This is a genomic window from Colwellia sp. MB3u-55, assembly GCF_014076785.1.
Taxonomy (GTDB): Bacteria; Pseudomonadota; Gammaproteobacteria; order Enterobacterales; family Alteromonadaceae; genus Colwellia_A.
Window position 1 is genome coordinate 396,602 of record NZ_JACGUS010000122.1, and the last position, 18,951, is coordinate 415,552.

The window sequence follows — 18,951 nt, forward strand, 5'->3', positions numbered from 1 at the left end:
TTATCGAATAGGAAACAGCAAATGTCAGTAATTAAAATGACCGACTTGGCGCTAGCCAATCAAAGAGTTTTGATCCGAGAAGATCTCAATGTACCTCTTAAAGACGGAAAAATAACCTCTGATGCTCGATTAAGAGCGGCTTTACCTACCCTTAAACTTGCTTTAGAAGCGGGCGCAAAAGTGATGATAATGTCTCACCTTGGTCGTCCAACTGAAGGTGAGTACAACAAAGAGTTTTCATTAAAACCTGTCGCTGACTATTTAGCTGCCGCATTAAATGTCCCTGTGCATCTAGCAAAAGATTACTTAGATGGCGTTGATGCAAAAGTAGGTGAATTAGTTGTGTTTGAAAACATTCGTTTTAATGTTGGCGAAAAAAATAATGATGATATTTTATCAAAAAAATTGGCAGCATTATGTGATGTTTTTGTCATGGATGCTTTTGGTACTGCCCACCGCGCGCAAGCTAGTACACATGGCGTAGCAAAGTTTGCACCTATTGCTTGTGCAGGTCCACTATTGTCCGGTGAATTAGCTGCACTTGGTAAAGCACTAGACAATCCTGCACGCCCATTAGTGGCGATTGTTGGTGGCTCTAAAGTTTCTACAAAATTAACCGTGTTAGAGTCGTTAGCGAAAATTGTTGACCAATTAGTGGTTGGCGGCGGCATTGCAAATACCTTTATAGCAGCAAGCGGGCATAATGTAGGTAAATCATTATACGAAGCCAATTTGCTTGATGAAGCTAACCGTTTAACACAGCAGGCAAGAGCAAATGATGGCGATATCCCGGTGCCAACAGATGTTATCACTGGTACAGAGTTCTCAGAAACGGCTGTCGCGACATTAAAGTCAGTTAACGATGTTAGCGATGAAGATATGATTTTTGATATCGGACCAGATTCAGCGCAAGCACTCGTAGAAATTATTAAAAATGCTGGCACTATTGTTTGGAATGGACCTGTTGGCGTTTTTGAATTTGATCAATTTGGTAGAGGTACAGAAACTATTGCAAAAGCAATTGCCAAAAGCTCAGCCTTTTCAATTGCTGGTGGTGGCGATACCTTAGCTGCTGTAGATAAATATAATATAGCCGATAAAATTTCCTATATTTCAACTGGTGGTGGTGCTTTTTTAGAGTTTTTAGAAGGGAAAGTGTTACCCGCTGTCGCTATCTTAGAAGAACGCGCTAAAACGTAAAACACGTTAATTAAATCATCAACGCCAAACCGCTCTTTATTTTATACAAGGCGGTTTTTTTTAGCTTTTTTTATTATTTCTAACAAACTTCATAAAAACCATCAACAGCGCTTTCATTACATTTCACTCTTTCGTTGTAAACTTACAAAACAAAAGCACAAATATTCGCTATAAATCGAGTTTAGCAAGCTTCTTGACAGTAATTATAGAACATTATTTAAAACCATAATAAATAAACAGATAAAAACCATTAATGGCATTATTTTTTCTTTTGCCATGTCAATTTCTTATCTGATATACTTACGTTACGAAAGCTTAAATTTCACAATGAAACTTGTATTTCTTGAGATTGGGCAAATAATATATGACATCTTAAACACTTAGGAGTAATTCAATGGCTTTAATTTCTATGCGCCAAATGTTAGATCACGCTGCAGAATACGGATACGGTATTCCCGCTTTTAACGTTAACAACTTAGAGCAAGTTAGAGCAATAATGATCGCTGCAGACAAAACCAATAGCCCGGTTATTTTACAAGGCTCTGCAGGTGCTCGTAAGTATGCTGGCGCTCCTTTTCTTCGTCATTTAATTCTTGCAGCAATTGAAGAATTCCCTCATATTCCCGTGGTAATGCATCAAGATCACGGCACTTCGCCAAGTGTTTGTCAGCGTTCAATTCAAATGGGGTTTTCATCAGTTATGATGGATGGTTCTTTAATGTCTGATGGTAAAACGCCTTCAAGCTATGAATACAACGTTGATGTAACACGCAGAACCGTTGAAATGGCACATGCTTGTGGTGTTTCTGTTGAAGGTGAATTAGGTTGTCTTGGTTCATTAGAGACAGGTGAAGCGGGTGAAGAAGACGGTATTGGTGCAGTAGGGATCTTAACAAAAGAACAAATGTTAACTGACCCAGAAGAAGCGGCTGACTTTGTTAAGAAAACTCAAGTTGATGCTTTAGCGATTGCTTGTGGTACTTCTCATGGTGCTTACAAATTTACGCGTCCACCAACAGGTGACATCTTAGCGATTGACCGTATTAAAGCGATACATAACCGCATCCCAAATACCCATTTAGTTATGCACGGTTCATCATCAGTGCCGCAAGAGTGGCTTGCTATTATTAATGAATATGGTGGTAATATTCCTGAAACTTATGGTGTGCCGGTAGAGCAAATTCAAGAAGGCATTAAAAATGGTGTTCGTAAAATTAATATTGATACTGATTTACGTTTAGCATCAACGGGGGCAACTCGTCGCTTCTTAGCGCACAACCCAAGCGAATTTGACCCACGTAAATTTTTAGCTGAAACCACTAAAGCCATGACTGATATTTGTATAGCTCGCTATGATTCATTTGGCGCATCGGGTAATGCAGATAAAATTAAACCCATTTCATTAGATACTATGTTTGATTTATATGATGCTGGCAAACTGAACGCTATTATAAAATAACATCCGCTAGCCATTAACATTAAGGAGCTTCGGCTCCTTTTTTTGTAATATTATTAGAAATATGTTGTCAAATTCACTATAATATTTGACTATTTTTAAAAAGAGTATAAAAAATGGACAATGTTACTAATTGGTTAGTTGAGAACCAGCCCATGTTACAAGAAAACCTAATAAAATTTATCATCGCGATTGTTATCTTTGTGATTGGTAAATTTGTCGCAAAACTGATCAGTTCTGCAACAAAAAAAATTCTTACTCACAAAAAATTTGATAATACCGTAATTTCTTTTATCGCTAGCTTAATTTATGGCTTAGTTGTGATGGTTGCCTTTATTGCTGCAATTTCTCACTTAGGTTTTAATACCACCTCATTAGTGGCAATTGTGGGTGCCGCTGGTCTTGCAATAGGCTTAGCATTACAAGGTTCATTATCAAACTTTGCCTCAGGTATTTTATTAATTTCATTAAAACCTTTTAAAGCCGGTGATTTTGTAGAAATCGCAGGTACCGCAGGTATTGTTGAAGAAGTGCATGTATTTTCAACACAGTTAAGAACCGGTGATAACAAAACAGTTATTATTCCTAATGGTGGCATTACAAATGGCACTATTACTAACTACTCAACAAAACCTACGAGAAGAATAGATTTAGTGATTGGTGTTGGTTATAGCGCAGATTTAAAACTAACAAAAAAAATATTAAAAGATGTGGTTAGTCGCCATAACTTAGTTTTAAAAGAACCTGCTATTACCATAGGTGTTAGTGAATTAGCCGATAGCTCGGTAAACTTTATTGTGCGACCATGGGTTAAAACAGCCGATTACTGGCCTGTGCATTTTGATTTATTGGAAGCAATTAAAATTGCCCTAGACGATGCTGGTATTGAAATCCCATTCCCACAACTTTCTGTACATGTTAATCAAGAGACCAAAAATGAACAATAAATTAGTAATTCTTGCCTTATGCGGCAGCTTATCACTTAATACCTTTGCCGAAGAAGTAGAAGCTCCTAAAGATCCATTAAGTATGTCGGCAGAATTAGGTGCACTGTTTAAAACGGGTGACAATAAAAGTACCGATATAAAAGCAGGCTTCGATTTAGATCATGAATTAGGCTTATGGCGAAGTACTGTTCGCTTTGACTTGCTTGCAAGTAAAGCTGAGATTGAAGATGAAGAGGGTGTTGAGCGCTCTCAAACAACAGATCAGCAATGGAAAATAGTGGGTCAAACTAACTATACCATTGGTACTAAAAAAACTAACTACGTCTACGGTAACGTATCTCACGACGATAATCGTTTTGGCGGATTTGAGACTCAAAGTTCTATCTCTGCTGGTTGGGGTCGTCGTTGGTTTGAAAGTAAAACAGGTACATTTGATGCTGATATTGGACCGGGTTACAAAAAAGACGTCGTGCGTTTAGAAGATGAAAATGGTAATGAGTATAATGAAAACAAGTCTGCTTTTATTATACAAGCTCAAGCTTTGTATACGCATAATTTAAACGAACATGTTAAATTTAAGCAGCTCTTTGTCGCTAAGTATGCGACTAAAAGTGGTGAAAATAGTAATTATCAGGCAGAAAGCTCAATAATTACTAAGCTTATTTCAACGTTACAATTAAAAGTTAGTTTTAAGATTGACTATAATACTGATGTTGAAGAAGGCAAAGAAAACACCAATACTCAAACGGCGTTAACGCTCGTTTATAGCTTCTAGTCGACCTAAAATAAAATGCTTTATTTAGCCTTCAACTCTTTTGAAGGCTAAATATATTTCCTTTTCATCCCTAGTATCTCTCATCATCACCTACTTTATTACTTATTAGAACGATCTATAAAAAAGCCCTAACATTTAAATGCTAAGGCTATTATTATTTACAGGCAATAAAAGTACTGTTTATTCCCACTCAATCGTCGCGGGTGGTTTACCTGAAATATCATAAACGACACGTGAAATACCATCAATTTCGTTAATGATCCGATTAGACACTAAACCTAGGAAATCATAAGGCAAATGTGACCAACGTGCTGTCATAAAGTCGATGGTTTCAACACAACGTAATGATACAACCCAATCATATTTACGGGCATCGCCCATAACACCTACTGATTTTACGGGTAAAAATACGGTAAACGCTTGGCTTACTTTGGTGTATAAATCATGCTTGTGTAATTCTTCAATGAAAATAGCATCGGCACGACGTAATAAATCAGCATATTCTTTTTTAACTTCACCTAAAATACGTACACCCAACCCAGGGCCAGGAAACGGATGACGGTAAAGCATATCGTACGGTAAGCCAAGCTCTAAACCTATTTTACGTACTTCATCTTTAAATAACTCACGTAATGGTTCAACTAAGCCTAGTTTCATGTAATCAGGTAAGCCGCCAACATTATGATGTGATTTAATAACATGCGCCTTACCGGTCGCTGAGGCCGCAGATTCAATGACGTCAGGATAAATAGTGCCCTGTGCTAACCATTTGGCATTATCTAACTTATTCGACTCTTCTTCGAAAACATCAATAAAAACATTACCAATAATTTTACGTTTTGCTTCTGGCTCACTTTCACCCGCTAAGCGGTCTAAAAATCTATCTTCAGCTTCAATTTTTATAATATTTAAACCAAAATGATCGCCAAACATATCCATGACTTGCTGGCCTTCATCTAAACGAAGTAAACCATTATCAACAAATACACAGGTCAATTTATCACCAATCGCTCGATGTAATAACATAGCAACGACTGATGAATCAACACCGCCTGAAAGACCTAAGATAACTTCGTCGTCACCGACTTGAGCTTTCATTTTTGCAATAGCATCATCAATGATTGATGATGAAGTCCATAGTTTTTCACACTGACAAATTTCAACAACAAAGTTTTCTAAAATGCGTAAACCTTGTTTAGTGTGGGTCACTTCAGGGTGAAACTGCACACCATAGAATTGCTTATCTTCGTTTGCCATTGCTGCATAAGCACAACTTGCTGTTTGTGCAACAGTAACAAAGCCTGTTGGTATAGCTGACACTTTGTCGCCGTGGCTCATCCAAACATCAAGTAAAGCATTACCGTTAGTACCAATACTGTCTTCAACATTGTTGAATAACGCAGATTTAGCAATAAGTTCAACCGCGGCATAACCAAACTCTTTGTGCGTTGAACTTTCAACACCACCGCCAAGTTGTTCAGCCATTGTTTGCATGCCATAGCAAATACCTAAAACAGGAACGCCAGCGTTATAAACATATTCAGGTGCTCGAGGTGAATTTTCTGCAGTGACTGACTCAGGGCCGCCAGCTAGAATGATACCTGTTGGGTTAAAACCTTTAATTTGCTCTTCGGTTACATCCCAAGACCAAAGTTCACAATAAACACCTATTTCACGTACGCGACGAGCAATTAGCTGAGTATATTGTGAACCAAAATCTAAAATTAGTATTCGGTGATCATGAATGTCTTTACTCATGTTGTTTTCCTACTTTAAACGCTCGTTATGTCTAAACTTTATACTGCGTTGTTTTCGTAATGAAACAAAATCATTTATAAAACCTTATTTATAATAAGATAAGTCATTTGTTTAATTACTCAACAGCCTTGCCTAAAGCTCATTCATTTAGAGCGGATTTATAAAATGAACAGGCTGAGTTATTTATTGATAACTCAGCCCGTAGAATCTTTTGTTTTCCAGTTACCTAAAAGTAACTAAGAATATTTGCATAGCATCAAGTTGAGAATATTTTAGCTCTAGTTCAAGGCGCTAGCGCGGAGTTGACGATAGTCAATCAGCACTTGCAACGCAGGAATCGAGCTTAAATAACTCAACCGATATTTCTACCCCATACGATAGTTTGGTGCTTCTTTGGTGATGGTTACGTCATGAACATGCGACTCACCCATACCTGCCGAGGTAATTTTCATAAACTCAGGCTTAGTTCGCATGGTCTCAATATCTTTACAGCCTGTTAAACCCATTGATGAGCGTAATCCGCCCATCTGCTGGTGGATAATTGCAGAAACAGGTCCTTTGTAAGCAACACGACCTTCAATACCTTCTGGTACCAACTTGTCAGCTTCGCCATCAGATTTTTGAAAATAACGATCACTTGAACCTTCTTTCTGGCTCATTGCGCCTAAAGAGCCCATACCGCGATATGATTTATAATAGCGACCTTGATAAAGTTCTACTTCGCCAGGTGCTTCTTCGGTTCCAGCAAACATACTACCAACCATCACACAATGCGCGCCAGCAACCAGTGCTTTAGCAATATCGCCAGAGAATCGAATACCACCATCGGCAATAACAGGAATACCCGTGCCTTTAAGCGCTTCTACTGCATTTGAGATAGCCGTTAATTGTGGTACTCCAACGCCAGTTACAATACGCGTAGTACATATTGAACCTGGGCCGATACCCACTTTAACCGCATCTACGCCAACATCGGCTAATGCTTTTGCACCAGCTCCTGTCGCCACATTGCCAGCAACAATTTGTAAGTCAGGATATTTTTGACGGGTTTCTTTTACTCGATCAAGAACACCTTGCGAATGACCATGTGAAGTATCAATTAATAAGACGTCAACACCTGCGGCAACTAACGCGTCAATACGTTCATCGGTACCCGCGCCGACACCTACAGCCGCGCCCACTCGTAAACGACCTAATTGATCTTTACAAGCGTTTGGTTTGCTTTCAGCTTTTTGATAATCTTTAGCGGTGATCAAACCCACTAATTTAAAGGCATCATCAACCACTAAAATTTTCTCAATACGGTTACTGTGCATTAAGCCAAGTATTTCTTCACGCGCGGCACCTTCTTTAACCGTGACTAATTTTTCTTTAGTCGTCATTAACGCCGAGACAGGCTTAGTGAGGTCTGTTTCAAAGCGTAAATCACGGCCAGTAATTATACCGGTAAGATTGCCATTTTCATCAACAACAGGAAATCCTGAAAAGCCAAGATCATCAGCTTTATGCATGACTTCTTCAATAGTAAAGTTAGCATTTACAGTCACAGGATCGGAAACAATACCACTTTCGTATTTTTTAACTTTTAATACGTTAGCCGCTTGCTCAGCGATGGTCATGTTTTTATGAATAAAACCTAAACCACCTTCTTGCGCTAGTGTAATAGCTAAAGGTGCTTCAGTAACTGTATCCATAGATGCAGATACCATAGGTATATTTAAATTAATTTTACGGGTTAATTTAGTTTTTAAATCGGCCGTATGTGGGAGTACTTCTGAATGAGCAGGTACAAGTAATACATCATCAAAAGTTAGTGCTTCTTGGGCAATTCTTAGCATCGCAACATCTCTCTAAAAAGGTTGGTTAGGGAGTGAATATTGCGACAGAATTTTAACCGTTTTGTGGTTTAAGAACAACTTAAATTTAACGATAAACTAAAATAATTATCCCTGGAGAGTTTTAAGAAATATATAATTTACTGGTTCCACTTTAATAGGTAGGATCCAAGGGGAATTATAAACGTCTTTAGGCAAGATATTGATTGAAAATAATAGTTATTCTATTATTGAAATCAATAACGTAAAATAAAGTGCTTATAAACACCCTTTCGGGGAATCGAAATAAATATTACACGTTGTTACATTTTATTTAAGGGAATAACCTTTAACATAAATATGTGCTTAGATTATGATTCGCTTTGGTTTGCCAAAGCAAGAAAATTTAAGCAGAGCGTATATATCGACTCAAATCGCCTTAACATTAGATAAAGTAAGTATTTTATGGCTACGCAGCACATTTTACAGATAAGTGAACTGACAAGAAAAGTTAAGTTCATGCTAGAAAGTGAACTTAATACCGTATGGTTGTGTGGTGAAATCTCAAATTTCATTGCTGCTAGCTCGGGTCATTGGTATTTGTCACTCAAAGACAGTAAATCGCAAGTGCGTTGTGCAATGTTTAAAGGCAACAATCGACGAGTAAGGTTAGCGAGTGGTTCAACGCCTCGTAATGGCCAACAGGTGTTAGTACGCGCCAAGGTTTCTTTGTATGAGCCACGAGGTGATTTTCAATTAATTATTGAAATGATGGAAGATGCGGGTGAAGGTTTATTGCGACAACAATTTGAGCAATTAAAGAGTAAGCTCAATGCACAAGGTTTATTTGCTCAGCAGTTCAAGCAAGCCATTCCTAAAAATATTAACACGGTTGGCATAGTTACCTCGCCAACGGGTGCTGCAGTTAAAGATATAATCTCTGTTTTGCAAAGACGTAATCCAGCAATTACTATCGTTATATACCCTGCGCTTGTGCAAGGTGAGCATGCTAAGAATGACATTGTTCATGCCATCGATATCGCTAATCAACGTGAAGAATGCCAAGTATTGATTGTTGGTCGTGGAGGAGGCTCTCTAGAAGACTTATGGAGCTTTAATGAAGAAGACGTAGTCAATGCTATTTTTCATAGTCGCATTCCAATTATCAGCGCTGTTGGTCATGAGATAGACACAACATTAAGTGATCTCGTTGCTGATTTAAGAGCGCCAACACCTTCAGCAGCGGCAGAACTGGTTTCACAAGACAATAGTGAATTACAAAATCGCCTACAAGAATTATCAAAGCGGGCTCAACAGTTATTTACTCAAAAAGTAAAAGAAGAAAACTCATACCTGAAAAACCTTAATCATCGCTTAACGCAAGTTCATCCAGAAAGGAAGCTTCAGCAGCATCAACAAAAATCAGATGAATTGAATATTCGTTTAGATAAAGCAATCAAGCGTGAATTGGCCCGTTTCAAACAAAAACCCGAAAAGTTAGTCCGCGATTTACAACACGTAGATCCAACCAAAGTGATCAATCAACATCAAAGTACCTTGCGCCACTTAGATGACAGATTACAACGGGCATTAGACGTTAGCGTAAAAAATAAATCGGAGCACTTTGTTAGCATTATTGAGCAACTCCATATTGTCAGTCCACTCGCGACTATTGCCCGTGGTTATAGTGTCAGTCGAAATAGTCATCAGCAAATTGTTCGCACAAAAGATCAAGTGAATATTGGTGATGAAATATCTATTCAAGTCATTGATGGTCGTATTTTAAGCCAAGTTATTGATAAAATTTAATTTTCAGCAATAACGGCATGCTGAAGTAATTTTATCACTGATGCTTTACTTTTTTCTTCAAACTTTAAACCGATACAAAGGCCATTAGCTTGTGATTTGTAGCTACAGGTTTCTGCAGAAAACTTTAAGTTTCCTAATCCTTGAAAGTCTTCAACAATTAATTCAACAGATTTATCTTTTTCCATCACTAACGACTCACCGTTAGTGATCAATACTTGGCAGCCGTTAACAGAAATATCTATAATGGTCGCTTGCCAATATTCTTTAGCAATATTTATCTTAGCAACAATATCGGTATCAATACGCATCGCTGAACGTAAGCTTTGTAAGCTAACAGACCGTGGAAAATCAAGGACAATTAATCTTGAGGGTATTTGTAAGGTTTGTTTAACATTACTGATAAAAGCAACCACCGCGCCCTCATGCCCTTCAATTAAGCCTCGCACCGTAATACTAGCACCTTGGGTAATATATTGAGAAAAATTCCCTAATTTATTTGCATCAGGAAATTGCACTAATACGTAATATTTGGGGAGATAACCAATGAAGGTGCTACGAAACTTTGCTTTTTGCCCAGCTGGTGTGGCTATATCGATAGTAATCGTTGAACCTGACTGCAATAAGCCAAGGTTTCTGTCTAAGCGGTTAACCAACGCAATTTTTTTAGGAGTGGCTGCCATAATGCTAACATTTAAGAATAAGTTTTTTAAATGTAGCACTTAGCAAAAAGCCAATCAAATGATTGGCTTCAGTAATGCTAAATTATTATCAAAAAACGTCAGCTTTTAGTCTTTTTTATAACCTTCAGTGGCTCTAGCCATTTTCTTTTGCTCGGTATAAGTTAACTTTTTCTTACCAGCAAACGGGTTACTTGTTTCTCTAAACTCAATTCTAATCGGCGTACCCATTATTTTTAATGATTTACGGTAATAATTCATTAAATAGCGTTTATATGAAACAGGAAGCTTTTTGGCTAAATTACCATGAATAACAATGATAGGCGGATTATATCCACCGGCATGTGCATATTTAAGCTTAATACGGCGCCCTTGACTCATCGGTGGTTGATGATCAAACGTGGCCATATCTAATATTTTGGTAACCATTGAGGTAGATATACGTTTAGTTGCAGAAATGAAAGCTTCTTCAACCGACTCATATAAATGGCCAACACCGGTACCGTGTAAAGCAGAGATAAAGTGGATACGTGCAAAATCAATAAACCCTAAACGACGATCTAGTTCAGTTTTAATACGATCTTTAACATGCTCTTCTAACCCATCCCATTTATTAACCGCAAGTACCAAAGAACGACCTGCTTCTAGAATAAAGCCCAGTAAACTTAAATCTTGATCGGTAATACCTTCACGAGCATCAATAATTAACAAACAAACATTGGCATCTTCTATGGCACGTAGTGTTTTAATAACAGAATACTTTTCTACGACATCAGTAACGTTTTTACGTCGACGAATACCTGCAGTATCGATTAATGTATATTCACGGCCATCATGTTCCATCGGGATGTAAACACTATCGCGAGTGGTACCTGGCGCATCAAAAACAACAACGCGGTCTTCACCTAATATACGGTTAGTCAGTGTTGACTTACCCACATTAGGTTTACCAATGATGGCAAGTTTGATTTTATCATTTTCAAATGGAGCTTCGGCAATTTTTTCTTCATCAGTTTTAGCTGAGAATTCTTGTGCACCATCAAACTCATCATTTTCACGGGCTTCACCAAGTGCTTCTATATGAGGTGTTAATGCCAGTGTTAATAACTGTGTAACACCACGACCATGCGCGGCGGCAATTTTATGAACGGTATCACCCAGTGATAATTCATAAAACTCAGCTACGGCAGAATCAGCATCAATACCATCAACTTTATTCGCAACCAAAAATATTTTCTTATTTTGTTTACGAAGGTAGTCAGCTATACCGATATCCGCTGATGTTAGACCATCTCGAGCATCAACCATAAATAAAACAGCATCAGCTTCTGCTATCGCCATTAATGACTGTTCGGCCATTAATGCGTCAATACCTTGTTCATTACCATTAATACCGCCGGTATCAATAACAATAAAGGGGTGATCTTCTACTTTCGCTTGGCCATATTGACGGTCACGCGTTAAGCCAGGATAATCTGCTACGAGAGCATCCCGGCTTCGGGTTAATCGGTTAAATAACGTCGATTTGCCAACATTAGGACGTCCGACAAGTGCAACAACTGGAAGCATGTTTACCTCTATAAATTCATTTGTAGAGTAAACAACGTCATGCAAAATGCAAAACTTTTACTCTATTTAATAACAAACAACGGCTCCAATGCATTCTGCAATGGAGCCGTTTAATTCTAGCTGATAAAAAGACTTATGGAATTTTTATCGCTTGCAAATCACCATTACGTGATTGTGCATAAATAATATTTTCGTGTACAGTGGGTGCTATATTTAAACCGCTGCTGTCAACTTCGTGACGTGCAACGATGTCACCTGTTGTTTGGTCGATAAAGTGAAGATAGCCTTCAAAGTCGCCAACAACAATATAATCACCAATAGTAGCAGGACCGGTAACACCACGATTAGTCAGTGCAAGTTGGCTCCACTTTTCAAAACCGTTTAAGCGGTCAACCGCATAAACATGCCCTTTAATATCAGTTAAAAATAGGTTGTTACCACTAATAGCCATATCATGATATGACGAATACTGGCGTTCCCAAATCATCCGGCCGGTACGTAAATCTATAGCGGTCAGATTACCTTTAACTGAAATACTATAAACTTTATCGCCATAAATGAGTGGCGCAGAGTCAACATCAATGACTCGTTCTAATTGTGTAGAACCACCGGCTTCACCAACTTCTACTGTCCAACCTTGCTGACCAGTTTCAAGAATATAGACGCTCATGGTTCCATTCGCTGAACCAACCATCACACCACCAGAAGAAATCGCTGGCGAACTAACGCCACGCAACGTTAATGCTGGTACTTCTTGTTCGATTTGCCATTCATCTTGACCGTTCGAAGCGTTAAAAGCCTTGATGACACCTGAGGCAGTATTGACAACTAAAATACCCGCATCAATGGCGGGAGCGGCAATAACTTCACCTTTTACTTTTCCTTGCCAATCAAGCTTACCCGTATCAGCATCTAATGCGAATACTTCGCCATTCTCACTGCCAATAAAGACTTTTTGAATACCTAAAATCGGGCCACCGTTTAATAAAGCAGATCGTCGACGTTCAAAAAAGCCGCGTTTGCCTTTTATATCACTTAAATCTGTTGACCAAACTTCTTCACCATTAGCTAGTTCTAAAGCAACAACATCACCATAACGACTAGCACTGTAAAGTTTGCCGTAAGCAACATTGGGTTTAATACGCGAAAAATAATCGCTAACACCATTACCGACACTGGATTCCCAGAGCACATCAGCATCAAAAGCTTGTTTGATTTCTGTTAATTCAGCAACCTTGGTCGCTTCATCTTCTTCGTCAGTTGAAGAACAAGCTACAAGCCCTAAGGACACTAGCGCTATTACTAATAACTTTTTATTAAAGCGTAATTTTTTTAACATATGAATGATTAGCCTCTTTATTTAGCAATCGATGATAATTGGGCTAAATCATTTAATTTCATTTGTAAGGCACCATTATTTGTTTGACCTTCAACATCAAGTGCTGCTTGATAAGCATTACGAGCAAGTTCTACTTTACCTTGCTTTAAATAGGCATCGCCTTTAGTTTCTTCAATCGCACTTTTAAATGACTCTGGCATTGTAACCGATAGGGTTGCCAATGCTTCAGTGTATTGTTCAAGTTGAATTTGCACACGCGCTAACCGAACACTTGCGATAGCTTTAATACCTTGATTGGTAGAGCTTTCAATAGCACTTGCCAAGTGAATAGCAACTTGTGGCCAATCTTTATGCGTAGCCGTTTCTTTTGCTAGCGCAAGCGATGTTAATGAAGCGTAGCTAGAGTCTTTATTTTCAGTAATAAATTTACTGGCATTTGCTGAAAAAAGCTTTCCGTCTACACCTGCACTTTCCATGACTGTTTGGTAAGCATCAGACGTTAAAACTTCATTCTCAAGTTGAGTATCTTTATATACGTTAAAGCCAATAAAACCAGCAAAACCTAAAACTAAACCGGCAATAACTGCAGTACCATTTTCTTTCCAAAAACCTTTGATGGCTTCGACTTGTTGTTCTTCTGTTTGATAAACGTCCACTACTTCACCTTAAATTAAACTGTTTAATAAAGCTGGCACTTGTTCAAGCGACACCTTCTGTTGTTCTTGTTGTCCACGCAAATATTTTATCGTCACACTTTGCTCAGCAAGTTCATCTTCACCGATGATAATTGCTACTTGCGCACTCGATTTATCTGCCCGTTTCATTTGTTTTTTCATATTACCACCACCGCAGTGGTTTTGTATGCGAATATCTTTAACTTGGTCACGCCATTGTTCACTGAGTAGTGCTGCTTGAATATCAACCCCCTCACCTAAACCAATAACATAAACATCAACTTGTGCACGAATATTGTTAGCTTTTTCTAAACTCGTTAACATGAGTACCAAGCGTTCAATACCTAAGGCAAAACCAAATGCTGGTGTTGCTTTACCACCAAGTTGTTCGACTAATCCATCATAACGACCACCCGCACAAATAGTACCCTGTGCGCCTAAACTGTCAGTCACCCATTCAAATACCGTACGATTGTAATAATCTAAGCCGCGAACTAAGCGGTCATTAATCACATACTTAATGCCCGCGGCATCTAAACGCTGACAAACACTGGCAAAGTGAGCTTTAGATTCATCATCAAAATAATCACTTAATTTTGGTGCGCCCACTAAAGCCGTTTGTACATCTTTATTTTTACTGTCTAAAACGCGTAATGGATTGGTATGCATTCTGCGCTTAGAGTCTTCATCAAGTTGCTCTTCTCTTTCCGTTAAGAAAACAACTAAAGCATCGCGATAATTTGCACGCTCTTCATTTGAACCTAACGAGTTTAGCTCTAGTGTGACAAACTCATTGATGCCAAGTTCCCGCCAAAGACGAGAAGTTAGCATAATAATTTCTGCGTCTATGTCAGGTGTTCCAATTCCAAAGGCTTCTAAGCCGAATTGGTGGAACTGACGATAACGACCTTTTTGTGGGCGTTCATGCCTAAACATTGGCCCCGTATACCATAAACGTTGTTCTTGGTTATATAATAAACCATGCTGATTGCCTGCACGCACACAAGATGCTGTGCCTTCTGGTCGCAGTGTTAAGCTATCACCGTTACGGTCATCGAAAGTGTACATCTCTTTTTCAACGATATCAGTAACTTCACCAATAGAACGTTTAAAAAGTCCAGTAGACTCAACAATTGGCATACGGATTTCAGCAAAACCATAGCTACTAGCAACTCGGCGTAAAACTGATTCAACCATTTGCCAAATAGGCGTTTCAGTGGGTAAACAGTCGTTCATCCCTCTGACGGCTTGTAATGTTTTGCTCAAAGTAAGGCTCTCTTTCATCTATTGTATAAAATAGATATTTATATAAAACGGGAAAAATTAAGTGCAGCGCGCATTATAGGCAGTTTGAGAGGAAACGTAAATAGTACAGCTGTGATACCTCAAAATGCAGGTTTTAACTGCACGGTCACCGGTATAACGTTTCGCTCTTTTTAAAGCTATTTTATTACTCTATTTCTTTAAACTTTATTTTGTAAGCCGCATCAAGAAGCTTCGCTTTAGCACGAATTCGCTCTTCGAGCTGGTCTACTAAGTTATTATTATCAAAACGGTCTTTTTGACGGATGCCATCTAAATAATAACCACTTTTTCGGCTACTACCCGTTAAGCCCAAATCAGAAATAATCGCTTCACCAGGACCGTTAACAATACAACCAATAATAGAAACATCCATTGGCGTTAATATATCTTCAATACGTTGTTCTAATGCATTAACGGTGGCGATAACATCAAACTCTTGGCGAGAACAGCTTGGGCAAGCAATAAGATTGATACCTCGACTACGTAATTTTAGTGATTTTAAAATATCAAAACCGACTTTAATTTCTTCAATGGGATCGGCTGCCAAAGAAATGCGTAACGTGTCGCCAATTCCTTCAGCTAATAACAAGCCTAAGCCTACTGAAGATTTTACTGAGCCAGAGCGCAAGCCACCTGCTTCGGTAATACCAAGATGAAGTGGGTTATCAATCTGTTTTGCTAATAAACGGTAAGATTCGACTGCAAGAAATACATCTGAGGCTTTAACACTGACCTTAAACTGGTTAAAATTAAGCCTATCTAGAATATCAACATGACGCATGGCCGATTCAAAAAGTGCTTCTGGCGTTGGTTCAGTATATTTTTCTTGGATATCCTTTTCTAATGAACCGCCATTTACACCAATACGAATAGGAATATTTAAGTCCCGTGCACATTCAACAACACTACGCACTCGGTCTTCGCGGCCGATATTACCAGGATTAATACGTAAACAATCTGCGCCATATTCAGCAACTTTTAAGGCAATTCGATAATCAAAATGGATATCAGCAACCAGTGGAACTTTCACTAGTTTTTTAATTTCGCGAAAGGCTTCTGCTGCATCCATCGTCGGTACGCTCACCCGAACAATATCAGCCCCCACACCTTCTAATGCTTTAATTTGTGCAACGGTGGCTGCCACATCAGTCGTCAACGTATTGGTCATTGACTGCACAGTTATCGGTGCGTCGCCACCAACAGGAACATTACCCACCATTATTTGACGAGATTTACGGCGGATGATTGGAGATTCTTTAAACATAATAATTCACAACTTTGGTGGTTTGTCACTTAAGCGCAACAAACGTTATTTATACAAAATGCTAATGACTAATTGGTAACAGGCAAAGTAAATTTAGCGATATTACCACTGTTAAACTGATTCATATCAATGACTTCATCGGCAAAATTTATTGCCACTAATTCAGGTCTTCCTAGGGTAACATCAAAAGGTACTTGCCCAGATATTGTCATAACGTAACCCAATTTTTTCACACCCCAAGCAATGCGCTCACCCGTTGAATCTGAAATATTTACCCAACAGTCACCAGAAAAAGTAAAGGTGACTTCAGTTAAAGCCACTTCAGTCAATTCTTCCTCTACTATTGGACTATTTTCAAGTGCAATGATGTCGATTTCACTCACTTGACTATTATCTACATTAACCGCTGTGGGTGCAATATCACTACTTTGCTGTTCTAACGCTGCAGTAGTAGCTAAAGGTGCCTCAGCAATGGTTTTAATCACGTTTTCGATGTTAACCGTCGAGAGATCACTCGCTTGATTTTCGTTAACACCGTCAGCACTTTGGGTATTTATCTCAATATCTTCAGCAAGCGTCTGAGCTTGTTCTGTATTATTTTGCAACCACCACATCATAGTAGAACCAATAAGAATGGCTAAAATGATATAGCTTATCCACATAATACGATTGCTTTCCGCTAATTTTTCCGTGCCTTTAGAAAAACTTTGTAGCTTAGAGACTTGTGCTTTAGTTATATTTAATTGTTCATAGCTTACCAATACATCATCTTGAGAAACATTCACTAATTTTGCATAGCTACGTAAATAGCCGCGATTATAAGTTTCTGGCAAATTGCTATTAAACAGCTCACTTTCTATCTCATTAACTAAAGTAAGACGAAAATTTAGTTTACTCGCGACCTCTTGCTGAGTTAAGCCTGCTTTTTTTCTTGCATCACTAAGGATTTGTCCCGGCCCAATGATTTTACTATTGTCAGAAAGGTCGTCTTCGGAACTATTATGCAACGGTTCTGGTTCTGATGATGCAGTAGCTTGTGCCTTATTGATATTATTAGGCTTTTCAATATGGGTCATTGAGTTTTCTCTTGTTCAACTTTATTAGTAACATTATTGGTTGGCATAGTATCAGTATGCTCTGCTAAATAAACATAGAGCGTTTGGCCTAGCTTTAAAATATCGCTACGAGTAATATTATTCCAGCGCTCTAGCGTCTTCATATGAATATTGTATTGTTTTGATAGGCTAAATAAACTATCGCCTTTGACAATGATATGTGTTTTTGCCTCAAGGTTAGCCTTCAACTGTTCTTGGGTATCCTTGATACTCATCGCCTGTGCGTCAGTACTTTTAACAACTGTTGATTTTTTAGCCTGTTGTTTTAGCCGTTTTTTTTGGGACTTATTCGGTGTCAAAACAAAGACACGTTTTGGTGGTAAAGTGTCACTAGTCGTTAAAATCGATGCTTGATAAATCTTTGCTAAGTCATCCGCTTCAGTATAATCAAGCGCATTTAGAATATATTGCTTAGCTTGGTAAGACGTTGGGAACATTTTTACCAACATACTGGCATAATTTTTAGCTGTACGATAATTTCGCTGCTTTTCAAAAACCTTATAAGCCAATGAAAGCGCTTCAGGACTAAAGCGACGAGTTGCTTTTTCATAACGTTTCAAATAACGTTGCGCGGCTTTATAATCGCCAATAGCGTACTGTAAGCGGACCATTTGTAATAAAGCTGATGCACGATTAGGACTATGCCGAATAGATTTTGTAAAGTATTTTTCAGCCTTAACAAATTCACCAGCTTTTAGTTGACAAAGCGCCAGGTTTTCGTAACTTTGTGAGACCATCAAGTACGTTGGGATTGCTATCGCTTTTAAAGTGTATTTTTCAGCGTCGGCATACTTTTCATGTCGACAAAGAAAAACCCCATAATTATTTAAGGTATCTGGATTTTTTTCATCGATTGATAACGCTTGTTCATAAGCATTGGTAGCAAGCTGTGATTCGCCAACCACATCATAATAATGAGCAAACGCCGTATAAACTTGGGATAAGTTTGGTGAAAAGCGCTTTGCTTTTTCCAAGTTTAACTTCGCTTGGCTAGTATTTCCCATCTTTAAATAGCCAAGACCTAATGAAATTCGAGTCATCGCCCTTTCATTATTACTTGAATCACTTTCTACTACAGGTATTGTACTGTCGTTCTCATAATTTTGTGTTACACACCCAGAAAGGACAATTAACAAAGCGATAACGCTCGTTATAAATAACCGCGGCAGAAATTTAATCATATGGCAGAATGTCACTTATCGTAATGTAATAATTACAGATTATACCTATACCCGATCTACTTCAAGAT

Annotated in this window: 15 protein-coding genes; 5 read left to right on the top strand and 10 right to left on the bottom strand. The window is 38.4% G+C overall.

Annotation, left to right across the window (positions count from 1 at the left end; translation table 11 throughout):
* The first annotated feature begins 21 nt into the window (after window positions 1-21).
* The 4 genes from H4J66_RS17950 to H4J66_RS17965 all read left to right on the top strand — a co-directional run bounded on the left by H4J66_RS17950 (window position 22) and on the right by H4J66_RS17965 (window position 4,378).
* Complete coding sequence (locus tag H4J66_RS17950) at window positions 22-1,200, top strand: phosphoglycerate kinase (protein WP_182176290.1); 1,179 nt, start codon at window positions 22-24, stop codon at window positions 1,198-1,200.
* A gap of 394 nt (window positions 1,201-1,594) precedes the next feature.
* The gene (gene fba, locus H4J66_RS17955; protein ID WP_182176291.1) at window positions 1,595-2,659 is read left to right on the top strand and encodes a class II fructose-bisphosphate aldolase; all 1,065 of its coding nucleotides are present in this window, start codon (window positions 1,595-1,597) and stop codon (window positions 2,657-2,659) included.
* A gap of 113 nt (window positions 2,660-2,772) precedes the next feature.
* The gene (locus H4J66_RS17960) at window positions 2,773-3,603 is read left to right on the top strand and encodes a mechanosensitive ion channel family protein (RefSeq protein ID WP_182176292.1); all 831 of its coding nucleotides are present in this window, start codon (window positions 2,773-2,775) and stop codon (window positions 3,601-3,603) included.
* On the top strand, window positions 3,593-4,378 hold the full coding sequence (locus H4J66_RS17965) for a YdiY family protein (protein WP_182176293.1): 786 nt from the start codon (window positions 3,593-3,595) through the stop codon (window positions 4,376-4,378). The genes H4J66_RS17960 and H4J66_RS17965 overlap by 11 nt, the downstream gene beginning before the upstream one ends.
* A gap of 180 nt (window positions 4,379-4,558) precedes the next feature.
* On the opposite strand, the gene guaA is transcribed toward H4J66_RS17965, so the two are convergent.
* A complete protein-coding gene (gene guaA, locus H4J66_RS17970; RefSeq protein WP_182176294.1) occupies window positions 4,559-6,136 on the bottom strand; it encodes a glutamine-hydrolyzing GMP synthase in 1,578 nt (525 codons plus the stop codon).
* A 365-nt stretch (window positions 6,137-6,501) separates the two neighbouring features.
* Window positions 6,502-7,974, bottom strand: coding sequence for an IMP dehydrogenase (guaB, locus tag H4J66_RS17975; RefSeq protein WP_070374798.1), 1,473 nt, complete (start codon window positions 7,972-7,974; stop codon window positions 6,502-6,504).
* Window positions 7,975-8,415: 441 nt separating this feature from the next.
* Between guaB and xseA the strand changes: the two genes are divergently transcribed.
* A complete protein-coding gene (gene xseA, locus H4J66_RS17980; RefSeq protein WP_182176295.1) occupies window positions 8,416-9,759 on the top strand; it encodes an exodeoxyribonuclease VII large subunit in 1,344 nt (447 codons plus the stop codon).
* Here the strand turns inward: xseA and H4J66_RS17985 are convergent.
* From H4J66_RS17985 to pilW, 8 genes are all read right to left on the bottom strand, one after another.
* Window positions 9,756-10,439, bottom strand: a complete 684-nt coding sequence (locus tag H4J66_RS17985) for a PilZ domain-containing protein (RefSeq protein ID WP_182176296.1) — start codon at window positions 10,437-10,439, stop codon at window positions 9,756-9,758. The two genes, xseA and H4J66_RS17985, sit on opposite strands and share 4 nt — an antisense overlap.
* 105 nt (window positions 10,440-10,544) lie before the next feature.
* On the bottom strand, window positions 10,545-12,005 hold the full coding sequence (der, locus tag H4J66_RS17990) for a ribosome biogenesis GTPase Der (protein WP_182176297.1): 1,461 nt from the start codon (window positions 12,003-12,005) through the stop codon (window positions 10,545-10,547).
* A 133-nt stretch (window positions 12,006-12,138) separates the two neighbouring features.
* Window positions 12,139-13,344, bottom strand: coding sequence for an outer membrane protein assembly factor BamB (gene bamB, locus H4J66_RS17995; protein WP_182176298.1), 1,206 nt, complete (start codon window positions 13,342-13,344; stop codon window positions 12,139-12,141).
* Window positions 13,345-13,361: 17 nt separating this feature from the next.
* Entirely contained in the window at window positions 13,362-14,000 is a 639-nt protein-coding gene (locus tag H4J66_RS18000; protein ID WP_182176299.1) for a tetratricopeptide repeat protein, read from the bottom strand.
* A gap of 9 nt (window positions 14,001-14,009) precedes the next feature.
* A complete protein-coding gene (gene hisS / locus H4J66_RS18005; protein WP_182176300.1) occupies window positions 14,010-15,284 on the bottom strand; it encodes a histidine--tRNA ligase in 1,275 nt (424 codons plus the stop codon).
* A 184-nt stretch (window positions 15,285-15,468) separates the two neighbouring features.
* Window positions 15,469-16,587 carry a flavodoxin-dependent (E)-4-hydroxy-3-methylbut-2-enyl-diphosphate synthase gene (gene ispG, locus H4J66_RS18010; protein ID WP_182176301.1) on the bottom strand — a complete coding sequence of 373 codons (1,119 nt, stop codon included), beginning with the start codon at window positions 16,585-16,587 and terminating at the stop codon, window positions 15,469-15,471.
* Between the two features lie 68 nt (window positions 16,588-16,655).
* Window positions 16,656-17,663: a RodZ domain-containing protein gene (locus tag H4J66_RS18015; protein ID WP_182176302.1), complete on the bottom strand. Its 1,008-nt coding sequence runs from the start codon at window positions 17,661-17,663 to the stop codon at window positions 16,656-16,658.
* Window positions 17,660-18,883, bottom strand: coding sequence for a type IV pilus biogenesis/stability protein PilW (gene pilW, locus H4J66_RS18020; protein WP_182176303.1), 1,224 nt, complete (start codon window positions 18,881-18,883; stop codon window positions 17,660-17,662). The genes H4J66_RS18015 and pilW overlap by 4 nt, the downstream gene beginning before the upstream one ends.
* Window positions 18,884-18,951 lie beyond the last annotated feature (68 nt).

What these genes read in the sequence shown, in the direction of transcription:
- fba (WP_182176291.1), top strand. Translation starts at nt 1,595, where the DNA reads ATGGCTTTAATTTCTATGCGCCAAATGTTAGATCACGCTGCAGAATAC.
- H4J66_RS17965 (WP_182176293.1), top strand. Translation starts at nt 3,593, where the DNA reads ATGAACAATAAATTAGTAATTCTTGCCTTATGCGGCAGCTTATCACTT.
- H4J66_RS17960 (WP_182176292.1), top strand. Translation starts at nt 2,773, where the DNA reads ATGGACAATGTTACTAATTGGTTAGTTGAGAACCAGCCCATGTTACAA.
- H4J66_RS18015 (WP_182176302.1), bottom strand. Translation starts at nt 17,663, where the DNA reads ATGACCCATATTGAAAAGCCTAATAATATCAATAAGGCACAAGCTACT.
- bamB (WP_182176298.1), bottom strand. Translation starts at nt 13,344, where the DNA reads ATGTTAAAAAAATTACGCTTTAATAAAAAGTTATTAGTAATAGCGCTA.
- H4J66_RS17950 (WP_182176290.1), top strand. Translation starts at nt 22, where the DNA reads ATGTCAGTAATTAAAATGACCGACTTGGCGCTAGCCAATCAAAGAGTT.
- der (WP_182176297.1), bottom strand. Translation starts at nt 12,005, where the DNA reads ATGCTTCCAGTTGTTGCACTTGTCGGACGTCCTAATGTTGGCAAATCG.
- xseA (WP_182176295.1), top strand. Translation starts at nt 8,416, where the DNA reads ATGGCTACGCAGCACATTTTACAGATAAGTGAACTGACAAGAAAAGTT.
- guaA (WP_182176294.1), bottom strand. Translation starts at nt 6,136, where the DNA reads ATGAGTAAAGACATTCATGATCACCGAATACTAATTTTAGATTTTGGT.
- pilW (WP_182176303.1), bottom strand. Translation starts at nt 18,883, where the DNA reads ATGATTAAATTTCTGCCGCGGTTATTTATAACGAGCGTTATCGCTTTG.
- ispG (WP_182176301.1), bottom strand. Translation starts at nt 16,587, where the DNA reads ATGTTTAAAGAATCTCCAATCATCCGCCGTAAATCTCGTCAAATAATG.
- H4J66_RS17985 (WP_182176296.1), bottom strand. Translation starts at nt 10,439, where the DNA reads ATGGCAGCCACTCCTAAAAAAATTGCGTTGGTTAACCGCTTAGACAGA.
- guaB (WP_070374798.1), bottom strand. Translation starts at nt 7,974, where the DNA reads ATGCTAAGAATTGCCCAAGAAGCACTAACTTTTGATGATGTATTACTT.